Source organism: Tatumella sp. UCD-D_suzukii, from assembly GCF_000611875.2.
In the GTDB taxonomy this organism is placed as follows: Bacteria; Pseudomonadota; Gammaproteobacteria; order Enterobacterales; family Enterobacteriaceae; genus Tatumella; species Tatumella ptyseos.
In genome coordinates this window covers 1-22,105 of sequence record NZ_JFJX01000028.1, presented here as the reverse complement: position 1 = coordinate 22,105, position 22,105 = coordinate 1, and the positions used below count along the sequence as shown (strand labels likewise).

General features: G+C 54.2%; 18 protein-coding genes. 10 read left to right on the top strand and 8 right to left on the bottom strand.

Going from position 1 to position 22,105, the window contains the following annotated elements; genetic code table 11:
• Positions 1-54 precede the first annotated feature (54 nt).
• From CG67_RS06265 to CG67_RS06255, 3 genes are all read left to right on the top strand, one after another.
• The gene (locus tag CG67_RS06265; RefSeq protein ID WP_025902114.1) at positions 55-969 is read left to right on the top strand and encodes a LysR family transcriptional regulator; all 915 of its coding nucleotides are present in this window, start codon (positions 55-57) and stop codon (positions 967-969) included.
• A 78-nt stretch (positions 970-1,047) separates the two neighbouring features.
• A complete protein-coding gene (locus tag CG67_RS06260) occupies positions 1,048-2,580 on the top strand; it encodes an amidase (protein ID WP_025902113.1) in 1,533 nt (510 codons plus the stop codon).
• 29 nt (positions 2,581-2,609) lie between these two features.
• Entirely contained in the window at positions 2,610-3,920 is a 1,311-nt protein-coding gene (locus CG67_RS06255) for a D-serine ammonia-lyase (protein ID WP_025902112.1), read from the top strand.
• Positions 3,921-3,971: 51 nt separating this feature from the next.
• On the opposite strand, the gene corA is transcribed toward CG67_RS06255, so the two are convergent.
• From corA to CG67_RS17820, 7 genes are all read right to left on the bottom strand, one after another.
• Positions 3,972-4,925 carry a magnesium/cobalt transporter CorA gene (corA, locus tag CG67_RS06250; protein ID WP_025902111.1) on the bottom strand — a complete coding sequence of 318 codons (954 nt, stop codon included), beginning with the start codon at positions 4,923-4,925 and terminating at the stop codon, positions 3,972-3,974.
• 316 nt (positions 4,926-5,241) lie between these two features.
• Entirely contained in the window at positions 5,242-7,404 is a 2,163-nt protein-coding gene (gene uvrD, locus CG67_RS06245) for a DNA helicase II (protein ID WP_025902110.1), read from the bottom strand.
• 46 nt (positions 7,405-7,450) lie between these two features.
• Positions 7,451-8,167: a 5-amino-6-(5-phospho-D-ribitylamino)uracil phosphatase YigB gene (gene yigB, locus CG67_RS06240; protein WP_025902109.1), complete on the bottom strand. Its 717-nt coding sequence runs from the start codon at positions 8,165-8,167 to the stop codon at positions 7,451-7,453.
• Positions 8,167-9,084 carry a tyrosine recombinase XerC gene (gene xerC / locus CG67_RS06235; RefSeq protein WP_025902108.1) on the bottom strand — a complete coding sequence of 306 codons (918 nt, stop codon included), beginning with the start codon at positions 9,082-9,084 and terminating at the stop codon, positions 8,167-8,169. The genes yigB and xerC overlap by 1 nt, the downstream gene beginning before the upstream one ends.
• A complete protein-coding gene (locus CG67_RS06230) occupies positions 9,081-9,788 on the bottom strand; it encodes a DUF484 domain-containing protein (protein ID WP_025902107.1) in 708 nt (235 codons plus the stop codon). Before CG67_RS06230 ends, xerC begins: the two co-directional genes overlap by 4 nt.
• Positions 9,785-10,609: a diaminopimelate epimerase gene (gene dapF, locus CG67_RS06225; protein ID WP_025902106.1), complete on the bottom strand. Its 825-nt coding sequence runs from the start codon at positions 10,607-10,609 to the stop codon at positions 9,785-9,787. The genes CG67_RS06230 and dapF overlap by 4 nt, the downstream gene beginning before the upstream one ends.
• A gap of 27 nt (positions 10,610-10,636) precedes the next feature.
• Positions 10,637-10,801, bottom strand: a complete 165-nt coding sequence (locus CG67_RS17820) for a lipoprotein (protein ID WP_235501109.1) — start codon at positions 10,799-10,801, stop codon at positions 10,637-10,639.
• Between the two features lie 187 nt (positions 10,802-10,988).
• Here CG67_RS17820 and cyaY point away from each other — a divergent pair, with 187 nt between their 5' ends.
• On the top strand, positions 10,989-11,306 hold the full coding sequence (cyaY, locus tag CG67_RS06220; protein WP_025902105.1) for an iron donor protein CyaY: 318 nt from the start codon (positions 10,989-10,991) through the stop codon (positions 11,304-11,306).
• A gap of 40 nt (positions 11,307-11,346) precedes the next feature.
• On the opposite strand, the gene CG67_RS06215 is transcribed toward cyaY, so the two are convergent.
• Complete coding sequence (locus CG67_RS06215; RefSeq protein ID WP_025902104.1) at positions 11,347-13,905, bottom strand: class I adenylate cyclase; 2,559 nt, start codon at positions 13,903-13,905, stop codon at positions 11,347-11,349.
• Between the two features lie 299 nt (positions 13,906-14,204).
• Here CG67_RS06215 and hemC point away from each other — a divergent pair, with 299 nt between their 5' ends.
• The 6 genes from hemC to CG67_RS06185 all read left to right on the top strand — a co-directional run bounded on the left by hemC (position 14,205) and on the right by CG67_RS06185 (position 22,066).
• Positions 14,205-15,149 (top strand): hydroxymethylbilane synthase, encoded by a 945-nt coding sequence (hemC, locus tag CG67_RS06210; RefSeq protein ID WP_025902103.1) that lies wholly within the window; start codon positions 14,205-14,207, stop codon positions 15,147-15,149.
• A complete protein-coding gene (gene hemD, locus CG67_RS06205) occupies positions 15,146-15,886 on the top strand; it encodes a uroporphyrinogen-III synthase (protein WP_025902102.1) in 741 nt (246 codons plus the stop codon). Before hemC ends, hemD begins: the two co-directional genes overlap by 4 nt.
• A gap of 25 nt (positions 15,887-15,911) precedes the next feature.
• Positions 15,912-17,039 (top strand): uroporphyrinogen-III C-methyltransferase, encoded by a 1,128-nt coding sequence (hemX, locus tag CG67_RS06200; protein WP_025902101.1) that lies wholly within the window; start codon positions 15,912-15,914, stop codon positions 17,037-17,039.
• Positions 17,040-17,041: 2 nt separating this feature from the next.
• Complete coding sequence (gene hemY, locus CG67_RS06195; protein ID WP_025902100.1) at positions 17,042-18,238, top strand: protoheme IX biogenesis protein HemY; 1,197 nt, start codon at positions 17,042-17,044, stop codon at positions 18,236-18,238.
• 483 nt (positions 18,239-18,721) lie between these two features.
• Positions 18,722-18,859 carry a hypothetical protein gene (locus CG67_RS18290; protein WP_160318964.1) on the top strand — a complete coding sequence of 46 codons (138 nt, stop codon included), beginning with the start codon at positions 18,722-18,724 and terminating at the stop codon, positions 18,857-18,859.
• Positions 18,860-19,804: 945 nt separating this feature from the next.
• Entirely contained in the window at positions 19,805-22,066 is a 2,262-nt protein-coding gene (locus tag CG67_RS06185) for a hypothetical protein (protein WP_025902098.1), read from the top strand.
• Positions 22,067-22,105: the final 39 nt, after the last annotated feature.

The window sequence follows — 22,105 nt, the reverse complement described above, 5'->3', positions numbered from 1 at the left end:
ACCGATAAGAGTTCCGCTACACTGCAGTGATGTCAGCCAGGAGATGTTTCACTCATGAATACCCGAATTCTCAGCGAAACCGCCGTTCTGTACTTTATACAGGTTGTTAACTGCGGTTCCATCAGCGAAGCTGCCACGCGGATGCATGTGGTTCCCTCTGCCGTCAGCCGGCAGATCAGGCGGCTGGAGAATGCACTGGAAACCGCATTATTTGAACGACAGGCGCGGGGCGTCACCCTCACACCGGCCGGAGAATTACTGGCCGCTTATGCCCGCCGGACGTTACTGGATGCGGTACAGGTCACCAATGAGATCCAGTCACTCCGCCAGGTATCAGAATCAAAAATCAAAATTGCCTGTACCCACGGTTTTGCCTCACATTTTATGCCCGCGGGGATCGCCGGTTTCCGGGAGCGCCGGCCGGACTGTACATTTCAGTTACAGGTCGCCCCGGCACGTGAAGTCACCCGCAGGGTACGTGAAGGAGAAGCTGATATCGGCTTCAGTTTCAGCCTGGGAGCCACCCGGGACATCAAAGTCCTCTACAGTCAGCCGGCACCGCTGCTTGCGCTGGTCTCCCCCGTTCACACATTAGCACAGCGCCCTGAAGTGACGTTACGCGACCTGGCGGAATTCCCTCTGGCGCTCCCGGGGATCAATACTACCTTGCGCCAGCTGCTGGATATTTACTGCAGCCGCCAGGGGCTGAGTTACCACAGCGTGCTGGACTCCGATAACCTGGATACCCTGGCACAGTTTGCTGTGACCGGGTCCGCGGTCACCTTCGGAGGCGAGTTATTTGTCCGGCATCATCTCAGTGCCGGTAAGCTCATCGCCCTGAATGTGCCGGAACTGAAAGAAAATGACCGCTCTATCGAAATTCAGGCCCTGGCGAGCCGGCACGTCTCCCCGGTCACAGAACAGTTTATTGATTACATCCGTGAGGCCATTGTCCCTCCCTTGAGATGACCTGACATTCTACGCCGCTATCCCGCCTTATGCCGGAGCGATAGCTGACTGACATCCCTGACACAGGAGAACCCGGCCATGTCTTATCCTGACGAGTTAGCCGATTTAACTGCAACAGAACTGAAGCAACTGATTGAAACGCGTGAGGTCTCTCCCTGCGAAGTCCTTGAGTCCTGTATTACACGTATCGGAGAACTGAACCCGAAAATTAACGCGTTTTGTGCAACGTCCTTTGAACGGGCAAGAAAAGAAGCGCACCTCGCCGAACAAGCGATTTTACGGGGTGAGCCGGGCGGGATTTTACGCGGGTTACCCATCGGAATTAAAGACCTGGAAGAAACGGAAGGGTTACTGACTACCTACGGATCTCCGCTGTATCGGGCGAATGTTCCTGCCAAAGATAATGAGCTGGTTCACCGTTTACGCCAGGCCGGAGCCATTGTGGTCGGGAAAACGAATGTCCCGGAAATGGGCGCCGGTGCCAATACCCGAAATGCGGTCTGGGGAGCGACCGGTAACCCCTTCAATCCGGAACTGAATGCCGGAGGCTCTTCCGGGGGATCCGCCGCCGCCCTGGCAGCCAGCATGGTGCCTCTGTGCAGTGGTTCAGACACCGGAGGTTCATTACGTATTCCGGCGGCCAAATGCGGTATCGTGGGTCTGCGTCCGTCACCCGGCCTGGTGCCCAGTGAGCGCAAATTGCTGGGATGGACGCCTATTTCCGTGGTCGGTCCGATGGGCAGAAATGTAGCGGATACCTGGCTGCAACTGGCCGCCACTGCCGGGCTGGCTTCCAACGACCCGCTCAGTTATCCCTTCACCATGCCGCAAAATATCACCGATATGTCCCCGACGGCCCTGTCCGGATTACGGGTCGGCTATACCGAAGACTTCGGGATCTGCGACGTTGATAATTCGATCCGCCAGGTCTTTCGTCAGAAAATCAGCCGCCTGAAAGGCCTGTTCGCCAGTTGTGAAGAAGCGGAATTCCGCATGGAAAACGGACATGCCTGTTTCGACGTTCTGCGTGCCGAAGCCTTCGTCGCCAGCCTGCAGTCCGCTTATGAAAAAGATCCTGATTCTCTGGGGCCTAATCCCCGGGCGAACTACGAACTGGGCGCAAAAATGTCTTTAAAAGATTGCGTCCGGGGGAATGCGGAACAGACCCGAATTTTCCGCCATTTTCAGACACAGTTTGAGAAATATGATCTGATCCTCTCTCCGGTCACACCAGTGTCAGCTTTTCCCTGGCAGCAACCGTACCTGGAATCAGTCAACGGTGTCCCTCTGGATAATTACTACCGCTGGCTGGCACTGACCTATGTCGTTACCTTAGCAACGAACCCGGCACTGTCGATGCCGATGGGTGTGGACCATAAAAATATGCCTTTCGGCATGCAGGTGATCGGTAAATTCCGGGGTGACCTGGAGCTGATGCTGGCTGCCAGCGCACTGGAAGCGTATTGTGAAACCACAGAGGATCTGCGCCGGCCTCTCCCTGACATGCAGGCGCTGAAATCAGGCCAGGTCGACCTGTGGACACCGGTCACCCATCCGCCGTTTTCCGCCACTGAGCACAGCACGGCCATGGAAGGGGCGTCAGCCGTCTGATGCCCGGTTTTCAGGAGATAAAAAGACAGATGATTGTTTATGGAAAAAGTATCGACACGTGGCAGCACGACTATCCGCTGATGTCCTCCTTACTGGCTACCGTGCCGGTGTGCTGGCGTAACCCGGATCTTGTACCGTTCAGCGAGGCACTAAGCGATATCAGCCTGACCGCGACCGATGTCAGTGAGGCCAGTGCGCGTCTGCAGCGCTTTGCCCCCCTTCTGGCTGAACTCTTCCCTGAAGTGGCCGCCACCCGGGGGATCATTGAATCGGAATTACAGGAAGTTCCTGCATTTTCTGCAGCACTGGCAGAGCGTTATTCATTGCCCTGGCAGCCGCGTTTATGGCTGAAGAAAGACAGCCATTTACCGATCTCCGGGTCAGTAAAAGCCAGAGGCGGAATTTATGAAGTGTTGTTCCATGCCGAACAACTGGCTCTCCGCCACCGCGTATTATCACTGACCGATGATTATCGTATCCTCGCCAGCGATACCTGCCGTGACCTGTTTCGCCGTCACCGGATCGCCGTTGGCAGTACCGGCAACCTGGGCTTATCTATCGGTATTGCAGCCTCGGGACTGGGCTTCGAAACCACCGTGCATATGTCTGCCGATGCACGGCAATGGAAGAAAGATAAACTGCGTAGTCACGGCGTTAACGTCATTGAGTATGACGGTGACTATGGTCAGGCGGTTGAACAGGGACGTCAGCAGGCAGAACACGATGAACATTGTTACTTCATCGATGATGAAAACTCCCGAAACCTGTTTCTGGGGTACGCCGTTGCCGGTGAGAGGCTCAAAGTACAGCTGGCGGAGAAAAATATTCCTGTCGATGCTGAGCATCCGTTATGCGTCTATCTGCCCTGCGGGGTCGGCGGAGGGCCGGGCGGGATAGCATTCGGTCTGAAACTGGCTTTCGGCGACCATGTGCATTGCTTTTTTGCCGAACCGACAGAGGCCCCCTGTATGCTGATGGGGCTCTATACCGGGCTGCATGAAGCCTTATCCGTAGCAGACTTCGGTATCAGTAACCGCACGGCGGCTGACGGGCTGGCGGTCGGTCGTCCTTCCGGTTTTGTGGGGCGCTCCATGGCAAGGATGATCGACGGCTGCTACACCGTGCCGGATAATGAATTGTTCGGATTATTACAATCGCTGGATGCTACGGAAAATCTGCAACTGGAGCCTTCCGCGCTGGCAGGCGCTCCGGGCGTTGCGCGGATCATCGAAGCATTTGCGGATCTCCCGTTACAGAATGCGACACATCTGATTTGGGGGACCGGCGGCGGAATGGTTCCCGCGGAAGAAATGCAGCATTACCTGACTTATCGCGGTTAACCCACAGAAAGGTAAACAGGCAGCCCGGGGCTGCCTGTTTCGCTGGCCGGCTTACAGCCAGTTACGACGTTTAAAGTAAAGGTAAGGGGCCAGTGCCGCCAGGATCATCAGTAACACAGCGCCCGGATATCCGAATGTCCATTTAAGTTCCGGCATAAACTCAAAGTTCATCCCATAGCTTGACGCAACGAGTGTCGGAGGCAGGAACACCACCGAAACGACCGAGAAGATCTTGATAATACGGTTCTGCTCGATACTGATAAAGCCCATCGCAGCCTGCATCAGAAAGTTGACTTTCTGGAACAGAGATTCGTTATGAGGTAACAGTGAATCGATATCACGCAGAATTTCACGGGCCTGTTCCAGCTGATTGGCCGGCAGGCGGGCTTTACGCACCAGGAAGTTCAGTGCCCGCTGGGTATCCATAAGACATAAGCGGACCTTCCAGCCAATATCTTCCAGTTCAGCCAGTCGTGAAAGTGCAGCGTCGTACTCTTCACCCTGCTGACCTTCCATAATGACCCGGCTTAACTTTTCCAGTGCGGTATAAATATTCTCAATTTCATCCGCCAGTTGCTCGATTTTGGTCTCAAACAGGTCCAGCAGCAGTTCAAACGCATTACCGTCAATCAGGGTCTGATTACGCGCACGCATACGATAGAGGCGGAATGCCGGTAACTCACGCTCACGCAGGGTAAACAGACGGTCATTACGAATAGTAAAGGCCACTGTCGCATTTCCCGCATGATCATCGGCATCTTCAAAAAAGAAGAATGAGTGAATATGCAGGCCATCTTCGTCTTCAAAAAAACGCGCGGAGGCTTCAATATCTTCCAGTTCAGGGCGGGTAGCCAGGCTCTGTCCCAGCTCTTCCTGAACGTAATGACGTTCCTGTTCATCAGGTTCAATCAGGTCGATCCAGACCGACGGTGCAAGAGACGTATTACCGCTCTCCATTTCCATACGGCTCAGACGATTTTCTTCCAGTTTAAATGCACTCAGCATAGCAGTACGTACTCCCCATTTCTGACAGGATGGGACAAGGCTGTAGACCGCAGATAACCGATGATCGGCACAGCTGGTGCCCGAACACAGAAACCACAAATGTGATAAATCAATGCTGGCGCAAATGACGGTGAGTTACAGAGGGTCACCGGTAACCGCTACGGCTACCGGTATGAGGTTGCCTTAGCGGGGTAGCCTGTTATTCAGGTCTGTTTGCCAGCAGCGACTGGGCGTGTCCAAGGCATTGTCCTCTTAATAATAATAGTGCGCGCATGTTACGCCGGGATGAAAAAATCGTCAAGGTTAGTCCCGCAGATCAGACGCTTTCCAGCCTGGCATACGCGGCCACCAGCCATTTCACGCCTTGTCCCTGAAAAGCGACTTGCAGACGGCAATGTTCACCGCTGCCTTCCAGATTAATAATAGTCCCTTCACCAAATTTGGCATGTTTTACCCGCTGCCCCAGTGTATAACCGCTGTCATTACTGGTTACCGGCGCACCCATCCGCTGATGGCTGACCGGACGGCTGACACTGGCCCGTAACCGGACCTCTTCGACACATTCTTCAGGGATCTCCCTGATAAAGCGTGAAGGACGGTGTGAGACCTCTTTACCGTACAACCGGCGGCTTTCCGCATAGGTCAGGGTCAGTTTCTGCATCGCACGGGTTACCCCGACATAGGCCAGACGGCGTTCTTCTTCCAGACGGCCACCTTCTTCCAGTGACATCTGGCTCGGGAACATCCCCTCTTCCATGCCGACGATAAAGACCTGGCTGAACTCCAGTCCTTTGGCGGCATGCATCGTCATCAGCTGAACCGCATCCTGCCATTTGTCGGCCTGCCCTTCCCCCGCTTCCAGCGCGGCATGGGACAGGAAAGCCTGCAACGGCATCAGATCCTGATCCTCATCCTGGTAGCTGAACTGACGGGTCGCCGTCACCAGTTCTTCAAGGTTTTCTATCCGGGTTTGTCCTTTCTCCCCTTTTTCCTGCTCATACATCATCCACAGGCCGGAGTCTTTGATGACCCGATCCGTCTGTACATGTAAGGGCAGTTCACAGGTTTCCTGAGACAGGGAATCGATCAATTCAATAAAGCGTTGCAGCGCCGAGGCCGCCCGGCCCGCCAGGGCTTTCTCTGTCAGCAATTCCCGGGACGACTGCCATAATGTTAATTGGCGGTCGCGGGCTGCCTGACGGACCACGTCAAGAGTACGGTCACCGATGCCGCGGGTCGGGGTATTTACAACCCGCTCGAACGCTGCATCGTCATTACGGTTAGAGATAAGACGCAGATACGCCAGTGAATCTTTGATCTCTTGTCGCTCGAAGAAGCGCATGCCGCCATAGATCCGGTAAGGCAGACTGCTTTGTAACAGGGCTTCTTCCAGCACACGGGATTGGGCGTTACTGCGGTAAAGGATGGCGCAATCGGCCAGGGCTCCGCCCTGCTCATGCCAGTGCCGGATCCGCCCGACCACAAAACGGGATTCATCCAGCTCATTGAAGGCGCAATACAGAGAAATCGGTTCTCCGTCGCTGTCTTCTGTCCAGAGTTCTTTGCCCAGACGCCCCTCATTATTGGCGATGAGGGTATTGGCAGCTTTAAGGATGTTACGCGTAGAGCGATAGTTCTGTTCCAGACGAATGGTTTGCGCGCCGGGGAAATCGTTCAGGAAACGCTGAATATTTTCGACCTGCGCACCACGCCAGCCATAAATCGACTGATCATCATCACCGACTATCATGACACGCCCCGTCTCACCGGCCAGCATTCGTATCCAGGCATACTGGATATTATTGGTATCCTGGAATTCGTCCACCAGCAGATTGGTAAAACGCTCACGGTAGTGATTAAGGATATGCGGTTTATTGAGCCACAACTCATGGGCGCGGAGCAGCAGTTCTGCAAAGTCGACCAGTCCGGCGCGATCACAGGCTTCCTGATAGGCCTGGTAAATCTTCAGCCAGGTCTGCTCGACCGGATTCCCGTAACTTTCGATATGCTTCGGCCGCAGGCCTTCGTCTTTTTTGCCATTGATGTACCACATGGCCTGCCGTGCAGGCCACTGCTTATCATCAAGATTCAGCGCTTTGATCAGGCGTTTCAGTAACCGTAGCTGATCTTCGCTATCCAGGATTTGAAAATCGGCAGGTAACCCTGCATCCAGCGGGTGTGCACGTAATAACCGATGGGCCAGGCCATGAAACGTCCCGATCCACATACCTCCCTGACTGGTTCCCAATACCTGTTCAATACGGTGGCGCATCTCTGCGGCCGCTTTGTTGGTGAAGGTCACCGCCATAATAGAGTAGGGAGAACAGTTCTCAACGGTCAGTAGCCAGGCGATACGGTGTACCAGCACACGGGTTTTACCACTACCGGCACCCGCCAGTACCAGCAAATTGCTGCGCGGTGCCGCCACGGCTTCACGCTGGTTATCATTTAAACTGTTGAGCAGATCAGAAACGTCCATAAGCACCGCAATTGAGGAGAAATTTAACTGTATATTTTTACAGCCATTATACCAGCGTCATCAGCGAATCCAACCGCGAAATTTCCAGGTGGGGTAACAGACGGGCATCCCGGGCTGTCATCAGGTCACGGTCACCGGGGTTGATCCAGCAGGACTGAAAGCCATTGACAATAGCACCGGCAACATCGGTCGTCAGGTCATCCCCGATATGCAGTATCTCAGCCGCCGGTAATTGCAGGCGTTCTGCCGCCAGCCGATACATATCCTGCGCCGGTTTTGCCCGGCCATCCGGTCCGGCACGCAGAATAAAGCGAAAATACCCGGCAATACCCATTTTTTCCGGTTCCGCATTCCCGTTGGTGATCGCGACCAGGGGCAAGCGATCCGCCAGGTAGCGCAGAGTACGGTGAGTGGAATCCGGCATGTTTACGTCGCTGCGCCAGCGGGCAAATACGGACATCACATGCGCGACCCCCTGGCGGCATGCCTCTTCCGGCAGCCCGGCGGCCTGCATCACAAGGAATACAGCCTTTTCCCGCCACAGCGTGACATCGTGGACGGCTTGCGGAGTCTCACTTTTCACCTGATCACGGGCGGCTTCATAGTCACTGAGCGTTATCTTTTCTAACGCCGGGTGCCACTGCTGTAACGCCTGATGCGTTTTTCTGACCGTCATCAGGATCACATCGCCGTTATCATACAACGTGTCATCCAGATCAAAGGTCATTGCGCGGATCTTGCCCGGTGGTCGGTAAAAGTGCATTATTTTTTTCCTCGTTTCGCCCGCGGATGGGCAGCATCATACACCGAAGCCAGATGCTGAAAATCCAGATGGGTATAGATCTGGGTGGTCGACAGGTTCGCATGGCCCAATAGTTCCTGCACCGCACGTAAATCACCGCTGGATTCCAGCATATGGGTGGCGAACGAATGACGCAATTTATGCGGATGAATATGGCTGCTGAGTCCCTGTTTCACCCCCCAGCCAGCAAAACGCTTCTGAACATTACGCGCAGAGATACGGTTGCCCTGCTGCGAAAGAAAGACAGCATCATCCTGCGCGCCAAATAATTCACGCATTTTCAGCCAGCGTTGCATCCATTCACAGGCCGTGCGTCCTATCGGTAATCGCCGTTCTTTACTGCCTTTCCCCGTGACCAGAATTTCTCCGGACTCCGCATCAAAATGCCGGCAATCCAGATTGACCAGCTCCGCTAAACGTAATCCGGCACCGTACATCACCTCAAGCATGGTACGGTCACGTACCGATAACGGATCATTGAGGTCGATGTCCAGCAACTGCCCCATCTCATCGACATCAATATTTTTCGGCAGATGACGGGACGTTTTGGGTGTGGCAATCCCCTTCGCCGGGTTAGCCGGTAACGCTCCCCGGTCAACCTGCCAGTCGAGAAAGCTGCGTAAGGCGGACAACCGTAATGCCAGGCTGGTCGCCTGAAGCCCGTTACGGCGACTTTTCGCCGCCAGTGCGCGGACATGCGTGGGCTCCAGTTGCTCCCAGTGCTGCAGACCGGCATCCTTCATCAGCAGGATCAGCGCCGCTAACTGGTGCTGATAACTGGTCAGCGTCAGCGGACTTAACTGGCGTTCGACCTTCAGGTAACGCAGAAAACGATCGACAGGCACCTGCAGGCTATCGGTAAGTTCGGGGGCATTCATTTACGTGAAATCCATCGTGCCAGCAGGTCCGGCAGCATTCCGGCCAGATATTGCAGTAACTCCGTCCCCATCCCCGGCTGGTAGTGCTGTTTATCACGGCTGGTGAAGATAAGTACCCCGAGGTCCTCATGGTCGCCCATCAGTGACATAGCTACCGACCCTATCGCCTTTGCGTCCGGCAATAGCAGGAGTAATTCGGGGCCATTCAACGGACCAAGATAATGCTGGCGGCGGCCAAAGCGCTGGATCCGTAATGTATCAAACGCCTGCCGGGAAAGTCCGAGGCCGGTAAACCCCGACGGTGCGCCCAGCAACCATTTTTCACTGAACAGGCGTACGGTCGCCCCTGCCAGGCCGAGACCTCTGGCCCAGCGGTGTAACCGCTCAAGCATATCCTGCAGACTGTCCGCAGCCGTCAGGTGTGACTGCAACGATAATAGCTGCCCGAAAAGCTGTTGATTCGCCGAGGCCTGCTCCATCAGCAATGTAATTTCTTCTTCCAGTTGCTGAATATGATTCCGCTGGCGCGCCATATGCCATTCCACCAGCGAAACACTGCCTCTCACCGGATGAGGCACCTGCATCTGTTCGACCTGACGGGCATTACGGATAAAGAAATCAGGATTACGACACAAATAGTCACTGACGGACTGCTCATCAGGTGCCATATCTTTCAGTAATTCCGGTTCTTCATCGGGTTTCATAAATGAATAAATCCGTCGTAGACATGTGTTGCCGGTCCCGTCATATATAGCGGGGTGCCCGGACCGTCCCAGGTGATGGTTAAACTGCCGCCCGGTAAATCGACACGGACGCTTTCAGCCAGCAGCCCCTGAAGTATACCGCTGGCGACGGCCGCACAGGCTCCGCTGCCACAGGCCTGAGTTTCCCCGGCGCCTCGCTCATAGACCCTTAAACGGATATGAGAACGGGAAACCACTTCCATAAACCCGACATTAACCCGTTCAGGAAAACGTTCATGACTTTCCATCTGCGGGCCGAGCAACTCAACGGCTGCGGTGGTAATATTATCCACCTGAATCACACAATGCGGATTACCCATAGAAACGGCACCAAACATCAGGGTCTGTTCCGCTAACCGTAACAGATACAGGTTTTCGGCTTTATTGGCACGAAACGGGATATTGGCTGGCTCAAAATCCGGCTCCCCCATATTGACCCGCACCGTGTCATCACTGTTGACGGTCAGAACCATCCTGCCGGTATGGGTACTCACCCGGATATCTTTTTTATTGGTCAACCCCTTAAGACGGACAAAACGGGCAAAACAGCGGGCGCCGTTACCGCATTGGGCCACTTCGCTGCCATCGGCGTTAAAGATACGGTAATGAAAATCCAGTTCCGGGTCATAAGGGGGTTCAACGATCAGTAACTGATCAAATCCTACGCCCAGATGACGGTCGGACAGCCGGCGAATAAGTTCCGGCGAGAAAAACACATTCTGAGTGACTGCGTCAACGACCATAAAATCATTGCCGAGACCGTGCATTTTTGAAAACTGCATTGTTTGCTCCGCCGGTTACACTGTGATTTATGGTGCTACGGTTCCTGCAGGTACTGAAGTATCAGTATCCTGTGGCACGACTATGGAGGTTTTATGGTGACGGGCCTGATCTTTCGGAAAATAGAGAGGTCCCTTCAGTCCGCATCCCGTTAATGCTGCGGGGATCACTATGAATACCAGCCAACCGAACATTTTTTTCATTTTTGTTACACTCAATCTGTGCTTAATCTCATTCACTTATCATCGCAGTTGAACAAGGAAAAGCAACAGAAAATCCCCGAATTCCGCTCTCAATTGCAGAAGCTTTTCCTCGCGGATCAGACAAGGATTGGCAAACCCTGTCAGCGCGCTATACTTTGCAAAAAACAGGGGAGCAATAATGAACGACAGTGAATTTCATCAACTGGCAGACCAGTTACTTCTGAGTGTTGAAGAGCGCCTGGATGAGCATGACGGCGATGCCGATATCGATTACGAAACCCACGGCAGTGTGATGACACTCAGCTTTGAAAATGGCAGTAAAATTGTCATTAACCGTCAGGAGCCTCTGCATCAGGTCTGGCTCGCGACCAAAGCCGGGGGATATCACTTCAGCTATCAGTCCCCGCACTGGATTTGTGACCGTAGCGGCACCGAATTCTGGACATTGCTGGAGCAGGCATGCACCGCCCAGGCCGGCGAGAAATTCAGTTTCTGAGCCTGAAAGCCGGCAGGGTAACGGTGCCGGCTTGCCAGTTTCAGAACCGATCCTTTGAACGCGGTAATATATTCCGGCTCAGTTGCGGGGAAACGTTTTCAGCCACTTCATCGTGGGAGGCAGAACGAAAAGGTAATACCCGGGTTTTTCCGCCTTCCGTCACCAGTTGATAAAACTGTGGCAGGTTAAAATTGATAAAACCGGAGCCGTAGGTAAAGCGATCATGCGAGGAAGAGTAGAACCGGCTGACATCACGCACCAGTTCTTCTTTACTACCCTCACAATGGCGGTAGACCTCTACCCCGTTTTGCTCATCCAGGATATAAATATTAAAATCCGCGCAAGACGGGCTGTCTTCAAAAAAGAACTGAATAATCCCTTCACTGGCATAGCCGTTAACGACAGCGGGTAATTCCGCTTGCTGCGATCCCACCTTAATCGATAAGCCATGCAATTTGTTGTTGGAAATGGCACCATAAAACTCTACCGCGTTTTCCAGTTTCTGTACCGAGACACTCATGCGCTCGAAGAAAATCCCCCAGGTATCTCCCGCCAGCCGCAGCGCCTTAAAGCGCCCGGGTTCCTGACGGGGACTGGATAAACGGATATCAACACATTCCGAGACCAGTTGCTGAACCCGTGTACGGATAAGTCCGCGCAAATGCTGGCTGTAACAGAAAACCTCCACGCTGTCCGGAGGCTGAGCATCCTGGTGCATCTTGCCGAGAATCGTTTTGAGCGCATCAATCATCGACTGCTCACCGTGAAAATGCAGGGTGCGCACTTCATTCCAGGAATTGCGGTACAGCAGGTCAATACTCCCGATCAGGCAACGCTGCTGCTGTCCGAAGCTGAAGACATCCAGTTTACGAAAATCAAAATGAATGACCTGATCCCGGAACGCCGCCGTCGGGTCATATTCCAGGTTCACCATAATGGCCAGATGACGGATTTCACACGGGCTGTACAACGCTTTCGGGGTCGGCGCCGGTACGCGGAGCGGAAAGTGATGGGCAACATCCGTCACCAGCCCCTGTAATTTTTCATTCTCACATCCGCCACTGCCTTTAATATGCAGCCGTGTTTTGTCGGTCAGCAGACCATTGAACCAGCTCCAGGCCACCAGCTTGATCAGGTAGCGGTTATACTCCAACGGCTGATGACTGATAATAGAATTCATCTGCGGAGCATAATTATACAGATACCAGCCCGGGCGATTTGCGCGCCCTTCAGGGACATGGATAAACGTCAGATTCTCTTCACTCAGATCCGGTGAAATCTGCGGATTGACCAGGATAACTTTACCAGGCAGAACTTCAAACGCCGCATATAATTTACGCGTCAGTACCCCGATATCCTGTGGACTGGCACTCACACTTAAATTATTACGGCGAGCAAAACGGATAAGATTACGATAACTCTGCATCATCGCATCCAGTAGCTCGTTATGCGCTTCGCGTACCTGGTCAATCTTCCAGCTGTCACGACTGTCGAGTATTTGTAGCCGCTGCTGATCCCAACCCCACTCTTTCACCAGCTGACTGAGTATTTCCCGTCGCCATTGAGAACGCCCCTGCGGCTGCTCTACCGACAGCTTTTCACAGGCTTTCAGGTAAAAACACCGACGAACCAGGTCAAGCCGGGCAGGATCCTCTATCGCCTGTAAATAGTCGGTGACTTTTTCCAGCATCATGCAATAGGGGTCAAGGCCGAAACTGACAATTTCACCGTCATGAAGCCGTTGTTTAATATCCATCGCCAGCAGACGCGTATCCGGATATTCGCGGGTGTAGGCTTCCAGCAACAATGTTTTCAGTACCGCTTTATACGGAGAATCGATACTTTTATATAACTGCCAGAGGCTGGCACCGAAATACTCCTCGGCCGAAAGCGTGCTCAGGCCGCCCAAATCCAGCCATTCATTGGGTGTCAGCGCGCCACCGGCATATAAAGACATCACATAATCATCGTAGCGGCCTTCCCCTGATGCCGGCACCATATTCCAGAGGATACGTTTACCCGCCATCCGGACAGCGGAACGGTAAAATTCATCCAGCAGCAGAATATGCTGTGTGCTGCCGCAGTCTTCAGTCCCCAGATTACCGCTTTCGTTATGCCGGAAACGGTTTTCATCGATCAGGAAAAAGCTGACTTCAATACCCAGCGACTGGCACCATTGCGCCAGCAGCCGGCATTTATTCTGTAGTGCCTGTCTTTCGTGGCTGTCCAGCCAGGACTGATGGCAGACCCAGATATCCAGGTCGGAATGGTTATTCTGCCCCACCGAGGACGTACTGCCCATGGAATAAACCCCGGTGATCGGCGCTTCTCCCTGCGGGTGGATATGCTGTATGAAGGGTTCGTCAGAAAAACGTTTCAGAAGGTTCAGCTGATGTGCTGCGGGCGTAAAAAAACTGATACCGTGCGGTACATTGCCCTGCTGATAGCCAGGCAGCGCAGTATGATGATAGTGCAGCAGAGCAGGAAGCAAGCTATACACCTGCCGGAAAGCAGGCCCCATCGCTGCCATTGCCCGATCTACCCTGAGCTGATTAATGGCGTCAAGTCGCTGTTTCAGAGTTTCAATATAAAGGTACAAGACGTTTTGCCTGCAAGTTCCGGTGATTACGCACTTTTATACTCCGATAAAACAAGATACTCGTGACGCCGGGACAGAGCGGACTGAAAAAATATTCCCCTCCGGGACCAGGCCACGGTTACTGCAATGATGATTATTTTATCACCTTTCACCACGGAATCTTAATATTAGATGCCACAGAACCCTCATTGCGGCGGGTCATATACCATTACAGACCGTCCGGATTTCATCGCCGAAGCCTGCCACATTTATCGTTTAAATGATAGGATGATTAGCAAACGACAAAAACGGTTAACGACATGTCTGACAAAACTATTCGTATCGCTACACGGCAAAGCCCGCTGGCTCTCTGGCAGGCGCATTATGTTCAGGAACAGTTAATGGCCGCCCACCCTGGCTTACAGGTGGAACTGGTCCCGATGGTCACCAAAGGTGATGTCCTGCTGGATACCCCGTTATCGAAAGTGGGTGGTAAAGGACTGTTTGTCAAAGAGCTGGAACTGGCCATGATGGAAAATCGTGCCGATTTGGCGGTTCATTCCATGAAAGATGTGCCTGTCGCATTTCCCGAAGGCCTGGGCCTGGTCACGATTTGTCCGCGCGAAGACCCGCATGATGCCTTTGTTTCTGACAAATATCAGACAATTGATGAACTTCCCGCCGGAGCCATCGTCGGCACGTCCAGTTTACGCCGTCAGTGTCAGCTCAGCGCACGCCGCCCTGATTTAGTGATCCGTTCCTTACGCGGTAATGTCGGTACCCGCCTTTCAAAACTGGATGCCGGGGAATACGATGCGATAATCCTGGCTGCGGCCGGTCTGAAGCGACTGGGGATGGAAGCCAGGATCCGTAGTACCCTGCCAGCTGAAGTCTCTCTGCCCGCGGTCGGTCAGGGAGCGGTCGGTATTGAGTGCCGGCTGGATGATGCTGAAGTGATTTCGCTACTGCAGGCACTTAACCACGACGATACTGCAACCTGTGTCCGTGCAGAACGGGCGATGAATACCCGTCTGGAAGGCGGCTGCCAGGTACCGATTGGCAGCTATGCTATTCTGCAGGAAAACGACGGACTCTGGTTACGTGGCCTGGTAGGAACACCGGACGGCAGCCGGATTATCCACGGCGAACGCCGGGGACACCGTTCTGAAGCTGAACAACTGGGGATTTCGCTGGCGGAAGAACTGCTGGAACGGGGAGCCGGTGATATTTTGCGGGATGTCTATCAGGGGCATCCGCCGGTATGACCATACTGGTCACCCGGCCAGAGCCTTCAGCCTCCGCGCTGGTGGCACGATTGCGGCAGGCAGGCAAACATGCCTGGAGCCTGCCGTTAATTGAATATGCCCCTGGCCGGGGCCTGCCTGAGCTGCCACAAAAGCTGGCAACACTGGCCCCGGATGACCTGCTGTTTGCTGTATCACATCAGGCGATCCGTTTCGCAGCACCGGTAATTATGCAAAGCAATACTGCATGGCCCGCCAGTGTCGACTATTATGCTATAGGTCGGCGTACCGCATTGGAATTACATCAGGCCTGTTTACAGAACGTGAACTACCCGCAGGACACAGGAACCAGTGAAACGCTGCTGAATCTGCCTTCGCTGCAGGATCTCACCGGTAAGCGTGCGCTGATCCTTCGGGGAAATGGCGGCCGGGAACTGCTGGCAGAAACGCTCACACAGCGGGGGGCTACCGTTGAACTTAGCGAATGCTATCAGCGGATCCCTTGCCAGTATCAGGGTGCAGAAGAAGCTGTGCGCTGGCGAAGACAAGGTATCACGACGCTGGTTGTCACCAGTGGCGAAATGCTGCAATTTTTATATCAGCTGTTTCCTGCCATAGATCGCAGAGAATGGCTATTACACTGTCGGCTGATTGTCGTCAGTGAACGTTTAGCTACCCTCGCCGGAGAAGCAGGCTGGCACTCTGTAACGGTAGCTGATGGCGCGGATAACGACGCGCTATTTCGCGCGTTATACTGAACTAAAAACAATGGGATGAGCCAAAATGACGGAACAAAAAGACCCCTCCGCCATGCCTGAAGTCACACCACCGGAAGAGAATCTTTCTCCGGCAGCAGAAAAGACTTCACCGGCAAAAAACAGCGGAACAACTTTAGCCATTGTGGCCATTATCATTGCTCTGGCTGCCGGTGGAGGAAGTTACTGGTACAGCAAACAGCAGCAAGATGCCGCAACCCGTTCACTGCAGTCGCTGGACAAGCAACTGAGTGATCTGGTTCAGCAAAGTCAGGCCGGCCAGCAACAGCTGTCACAGCAGCTTAACTCAGCGACGCAGGCACTTCAGGATGCACGACTGCACCAGGAAGCGACCGATAAAGAGCTGAGCGCGCTACGTGATAAAGTCACCTCACTGACCGGCAATGACAGTAGCAGCTGGCTGATTGCTCAGGCCGACTATCTGGTAAAACTGGCAGGGAGAAAACTCTGGAGTGACCAGGATGTGACTACCGCAGCTGCATTATTAAAAAGTGCGGATGGCAGCCTGGCCCAAATGGATGACCCGAGTGTACTGAATGTACGCAGGGCGCTGACTAACGATATCAGTACCCTTTCTTCCATTAACCAGGTGGATTATGACGGTATCATTCTGCAACTGAATCAGTTGTCTAATGGGGTCGATAATTTACGACTGGCCGATGATGAAGGCAGCAATAATCCGATGGATGCCGACAGTAAAGAACTTTCCGGTTCTCTGGCCCACTGGCGTGAAAACCTGGAGAAGAGCTGGCACGACTTTATGGATAATTTCATTACTATCCGCCGTCGCGATAATACCGCCCAGCCACTACTGGCACCAAACCAGGACATTTATCTGCGTGAAAATATTCGGTCGAAATTACTGATCGCTGCGCAGGCGGTTCCGCGCCACCAGAACGAAATTTATAAACAGTCTCTGGAATCTGTTTCTTCCTGGGTACGCGCCTGGTATGACACCAGTGATCCGGCAACCAAAGCATTTCTGTCACAGATTGATGCTCTGGAACAACAGAACATTGCGATGGATGTGCCGGATGCACTTTCCAGCCAGCCACTGCTGGATAAACTGATGCAAACCCGGGTTCGTGGATTGCTGAATCAGCCTTCAGCCCCCTCTGTACAACAGGGGAATTAAGCATGCTAAAAATCCTGATTCTGTTTTTATTGCTACTGGCAGGGATTGTCTTGGGTCCTCTGCTGGCGGGTCACCAGGGATATGTGCTGATCCAGACCGATCACTGGAATATTGAAACCAGTGTCACCGGACTGGTGATCATTCTGATCGTTACGCTGATGGTGATCCTGCTGATTGAATGGGTGTTGCGTCGACTGTTTCGTACCGGAAAACGTACCCGTGGGTGGTTCACCGGCCGCAAACGTCGCCGTGCACAGCGACAGACGCGTGATGCGCTGATCAAACTGGCAGAAGGCGACCATAAACAGGTTGAGAAGCTACTTTCCCGCGATGCCGATCATGCGGCAGATCCGTTAGCCAACTATCTGCTGGCTGCTGAAGCCGCACAACAGCGCGGGGATGAAATCCGGGCGAACCAGCACCTGGAGCGTGCCGCTGAAGTCAGCAGCGACAACCAGATCCCGGTGGAAATTACCCGTGCACGTATTCTTCTGGCCCGTAAAGAAGATCATGCGGCCCGTCACTGTATTGATCGTTTGCTGGAAGTGACACCGCGTCATCCTGAAGTGCTCCGCCTGGCAGAGCAGGCTTATCTGAATACCGGTGCCTGGCGTGCTCTGCTCGATATTCTGCCTTCAATGGAGAAGTCACAGGTGATCAACGATGAGCAGCTACAGGATCTGCAGCAACGCTCATGGCTGGGCCTGATGAACCAGGCCATGGCTGAGCAAGGCAGCGAAGGGCTTAAACAGTGGTGGGGAAATCAGAGCCGTAAAACCCGTCAGGACACCGCCCTGCAGGTCGCGATGGCAAATCATCTGATTGAGTGCAATGACCCGGCAACAGCGCAGGAAATTGTACTGAGCGGACTGAAGCGTCAGTATGACGAGCGTCTGATCCTGCTACTGCCACGCATCAACAGTGCCTCGCCTGAACAGCTGGAAAAAGCGTTGCGCCAGCAGATGAAGCAGCACGGTGCTACCCCGTTACTGAACAGTACACTGGGGCAGATGCTGATGCGTCAGGGCGAATGGCAACCGGCATCTGAGGCCTTCCGTCAGGCGCTGGAACAGCGTACAGATGCGTTTGATTATGCCTGGCTGGCAGATTGCTATGACAAGATGCGCCGTCCGGAAGAAGCCGCCCGGATGCGACGTGAAGGGCTGTTACTGACTCTGAAACAAAATCCGGAGCAGTAACAGAACGAGCAGTCATACCAAAAGGTGCCTTTAACAGGCACCTTTTTTTATTTCAGGCCATGTATATTCGGTTCACTTTATTGTCGGGCAGCCTTTGCCCCGCTGCGGGCGACCGGGATATGAGACCAGAGAAAACCGGAGGAGTTTTTTATTATCAGCGCGGTGAGTGTTCCGTTCGCTTTGTAATAAGGCTTGCTGCCTGTAATCCGCCGCAGGCGACCGGGCAAAGGGCGCATGGCCGCGCCCTCTGCACTACCGGCCTTGCGACAAGCCTGCCCGCCGCTCCGCGGTACCTTCACTCATTCATGTGTCCTTTACGGACCGGTCATGATTCGCTCCTGCTCAGCATGACCTCTCGCCGCGTCCATGCGGCTCGTCCTGGCCACATTCACTCGCTCAGCGGTGCGATGTCGCCCGACCAACGGTGCTAAATCTGTTATTAAGCGGATTGTGTTTTTGTTTTAAAACCGGAAAACAGTGGTGATGCTCCGATGGAAGGTTTTGGGGCGCTATCCGCAGCGCCGAACGCAGAGTGACGGCCAGGCTGAGCCGGCATGGACGCCGGCGAAAGCACGGCTGAGCCAGGACGGCGAATCCGGGCGGGCCGTCAGGCCGGAGTGATAAGTGAGGGTACAGCGAGGACCTGCGCCAGGCGCGGATTGTTAAGGCCCGCGCCTTCGGGCCTTAACCCGGCCGCCGCCATGCGGCAACTGAAACTACTGTACGTATGGCGGCCGGAACCTGCTCAGAGCTGATCCCCGGGAACCGAATAATTTGTTTGTGTAAGTACGGTGAATATTCCGTTCGCTTTGTGGTAAGGCTTGCTGCCTGTAATCCGCCGTGGGCGACCGGGCAAAGGGCGCATGGCCGCGCCCTCTGCACTCCCTGCCTTGCGACAAGCCTGCCCGCCGCTCCGCGGTACCTTCACTCACTCATGTGTCCTTTACGGACCGGTCATGATTCGCTCCTGCTCAGCATGACCTCTCGCCGCATCCATGCGGCTCGTCCTGGCCACATTCACTCGCTCAGCGGTGCGATGTCGCCCGACCAACAGTGCTAAATCTGTTATTAAGCGGATTGTGTTTTTGTTTTAAAACCGGAAAACAGTGGTGATGCCCGGAGAGCAGGTTTTGGGGCGCTATCCGCAGCGCCGAACGCAGAGTGACGGCCAGGCAGAGCCGGCAGGGACGCCGGCGAAAGCACGGCTGAGCCAGGACGGCGAATCCGGGCGGGCCGTCAGGCCGGAGGCTACTGACGCAGGCTCCACTACAATACGACACCGGGTGAAGCAGCTTCGCGCAGACCCTGTCAGGGTACTATTTGACCTCACACAACAGCACTGGCACAGGGGATCCTGGCATCCACTCAGACACGACCTGACTATGAATTCTGTTGATGGCGTCGTCTGGCGAATAAACGACCTCAAGAGGATCTTTTTACGATCCTGTGAAATACAGGCCACAGCCCTCACTTTTCCCCGGCGCTGACTGCTTTTTGTTTATACAGCCAAACCATCTTATAATCCCTTCAGTTCACATGGTTACTTCACGAATGCAAGGATGATAAATGACTAACCAGACTACACCCGCCGGCAACAATACAACAACCACCCGCCTGAAATTACAGTCCACCGGCGTCACAGCATACTGCACCTTTGGACCCGCACTCTATTTTCATCCCGACAGCGAAAGCCTGATTGCCGTTGATGCCTGTGATAACGATGCCATTGAGCGGGAGCATGGCCGGCTGGAAAAGCTGCTGGCTACCCGTATCGATGCTCAACTGCGCATTGACGACCTCACGCAGCAAATTACCCGCCTCGACTGGCATCAGGTCGCTGAGCGCAACCGCCTCGAATCACGGCTGAAACAGGAATATCAGCAGCTCGACGGGGCCATCGGAGCGCTGAGAAGCGAGCTTCAGGATCTCACCCCGGCCAGCCAGCTTCCGCAGGCCACACTGCTGGATGATAACGCCAAAAAGAGTGCCATCGGCATTATGGAGATGATCGAAATCCGGGGCAAAGGCTACCGCGGCGGGCGTTACACCTATGTCCGCTCCGATAAAATCCGCAGTCACTGGCGGCGCTATCGACTGAACGACGGCGAAAAACAGCCGGCGACAAAGAGTTTTATGAAAACCGTCAGTCATACCGGTGAAGATGGCGTCACCCGTACGCGGCAGGAAATCGATACGGAGAAGCTGAAGTCACAGCTGGCAAAAGTAAAACCCTCCATGACCGTCCGGGAACAGAAGCTGATTGATGACCATGTGGATGTACTCACGGACTGGGCAAGAGAACTGAATGACAGCCTGAAAGAACATGCTGAATCGGAAAGCGGCAACATCGTTTTTGACGGACAGGCCCAGCTGATGCGCTGGACTTACGGCGCCGGCCTCAAAGGCTCCCTGAACCCGTTTGAATACGACATCCGCACCGGTAAGGTAAAACCCTCCGCCACGGCCAGCGGAAAACTGAGCGCCTACGCCAGCCTTGCGCTGGCCGAAGCGAAAAGTACCGCAAAAGTTTACTGGCCTGACTATGCCGGAACCCGTATCTGCTACCCGCTGGACCCGGCACGCATCCCCGGTGGCGGCATGGGGCTGCTCGGCATTCTGCGCTTTGATTTCGAACTGGCCCTGTCCGGCAGTATCGGGGCCAGTCTGGGTATCGAGGCCGGTGTCAGCTTCTCCGGGAATGTGGTAAAGGGACTCCCCGTCAAGGCCACGCCGACCGGCACGCCTGGGCAATGGCGCAATGTTGATATTTCAAAAGCAGCAGAAGAAGTAAAGCCTGGTACAGAACTGAGCCTGTTTGCCGGTGCGGAAGTCGGGACCAATCTCACCGGAAAAATGGTCTGGCTCAACCCCGACCAGGCCGGTAAGGGAAGTGATAAATTCACCTCCCTGGCAAAAGTGGCTGTAGGTGTAACAGGACAGGCCGGCCTGGGTACGAGCGGCAGCATGAAATTCAGCTGGACGGACGGCAAGGTTCGCATTCTGATTAAAGGCGGCATCTGCTACGGCCTCGGCGCAAAAGGCTCAGTGGCTTTAGATGTCGACGGGCAGGCCATCATGGACGAATTTATGCCCTGCTTCACCTACATGCTGCGCAATGCCGACTACACCCGCCTGATGAGTATCATGCTGGAAGATGATTATCGTTACTTCTGTGCTATCCCGTTACTCGCAGGCATGTACAGTCTGAACAGAGTCATTGATGCCGGTGATGAAATCATTGATTCATTAAAAATGGGCTGGGACAATAAGGAGGCCCGCGTAAGGCTGATGGAAAAAATACTCGATAATGATGACTACCTGAAATACGCCCCGCCGGAAAGCAAAGGTGCCGCCATCGCCGCCCTGATTGAGACCAGTTTCTGGGATGAAGTTGCCAGTCCGGCCAGCCATCGGGGGGAAGCCTGCGAGGGCGGCACCACCTTTGCCAGCCGGAAGCGCGCTATTCTTGCCGTCCTGCGCTGGGTGCAGTCAAAGCGTGAGTACGAGAATATCATGCAGCACCTTTCCACCACGATTGGCGAAAAAGGCGACTGGAAAGCCAACGAGGCCCGCGTTATCATGTTTCTGGCTAAAGGTGAGCAACCGCGTGAATACGGATACGATGCCAGGTTCATTCCGGGCGGACCGAAGGTCATCATCACCCCCAGCCACTACGCGGAAAATCTGCACGCCATTTACACCCATTTGCCGGATGCCCCCGCCGTTTCTCCGGGTCACTCGAACGAATTCATGCTCCCCCTCACGCCTGTGTCACCGTCACTCCTGCACAGCTGTACCACCTACATCATTACCCAACACGGACGATAAACCATGACCGGACAGACTCTTTCACGCCTTAGCCTGACA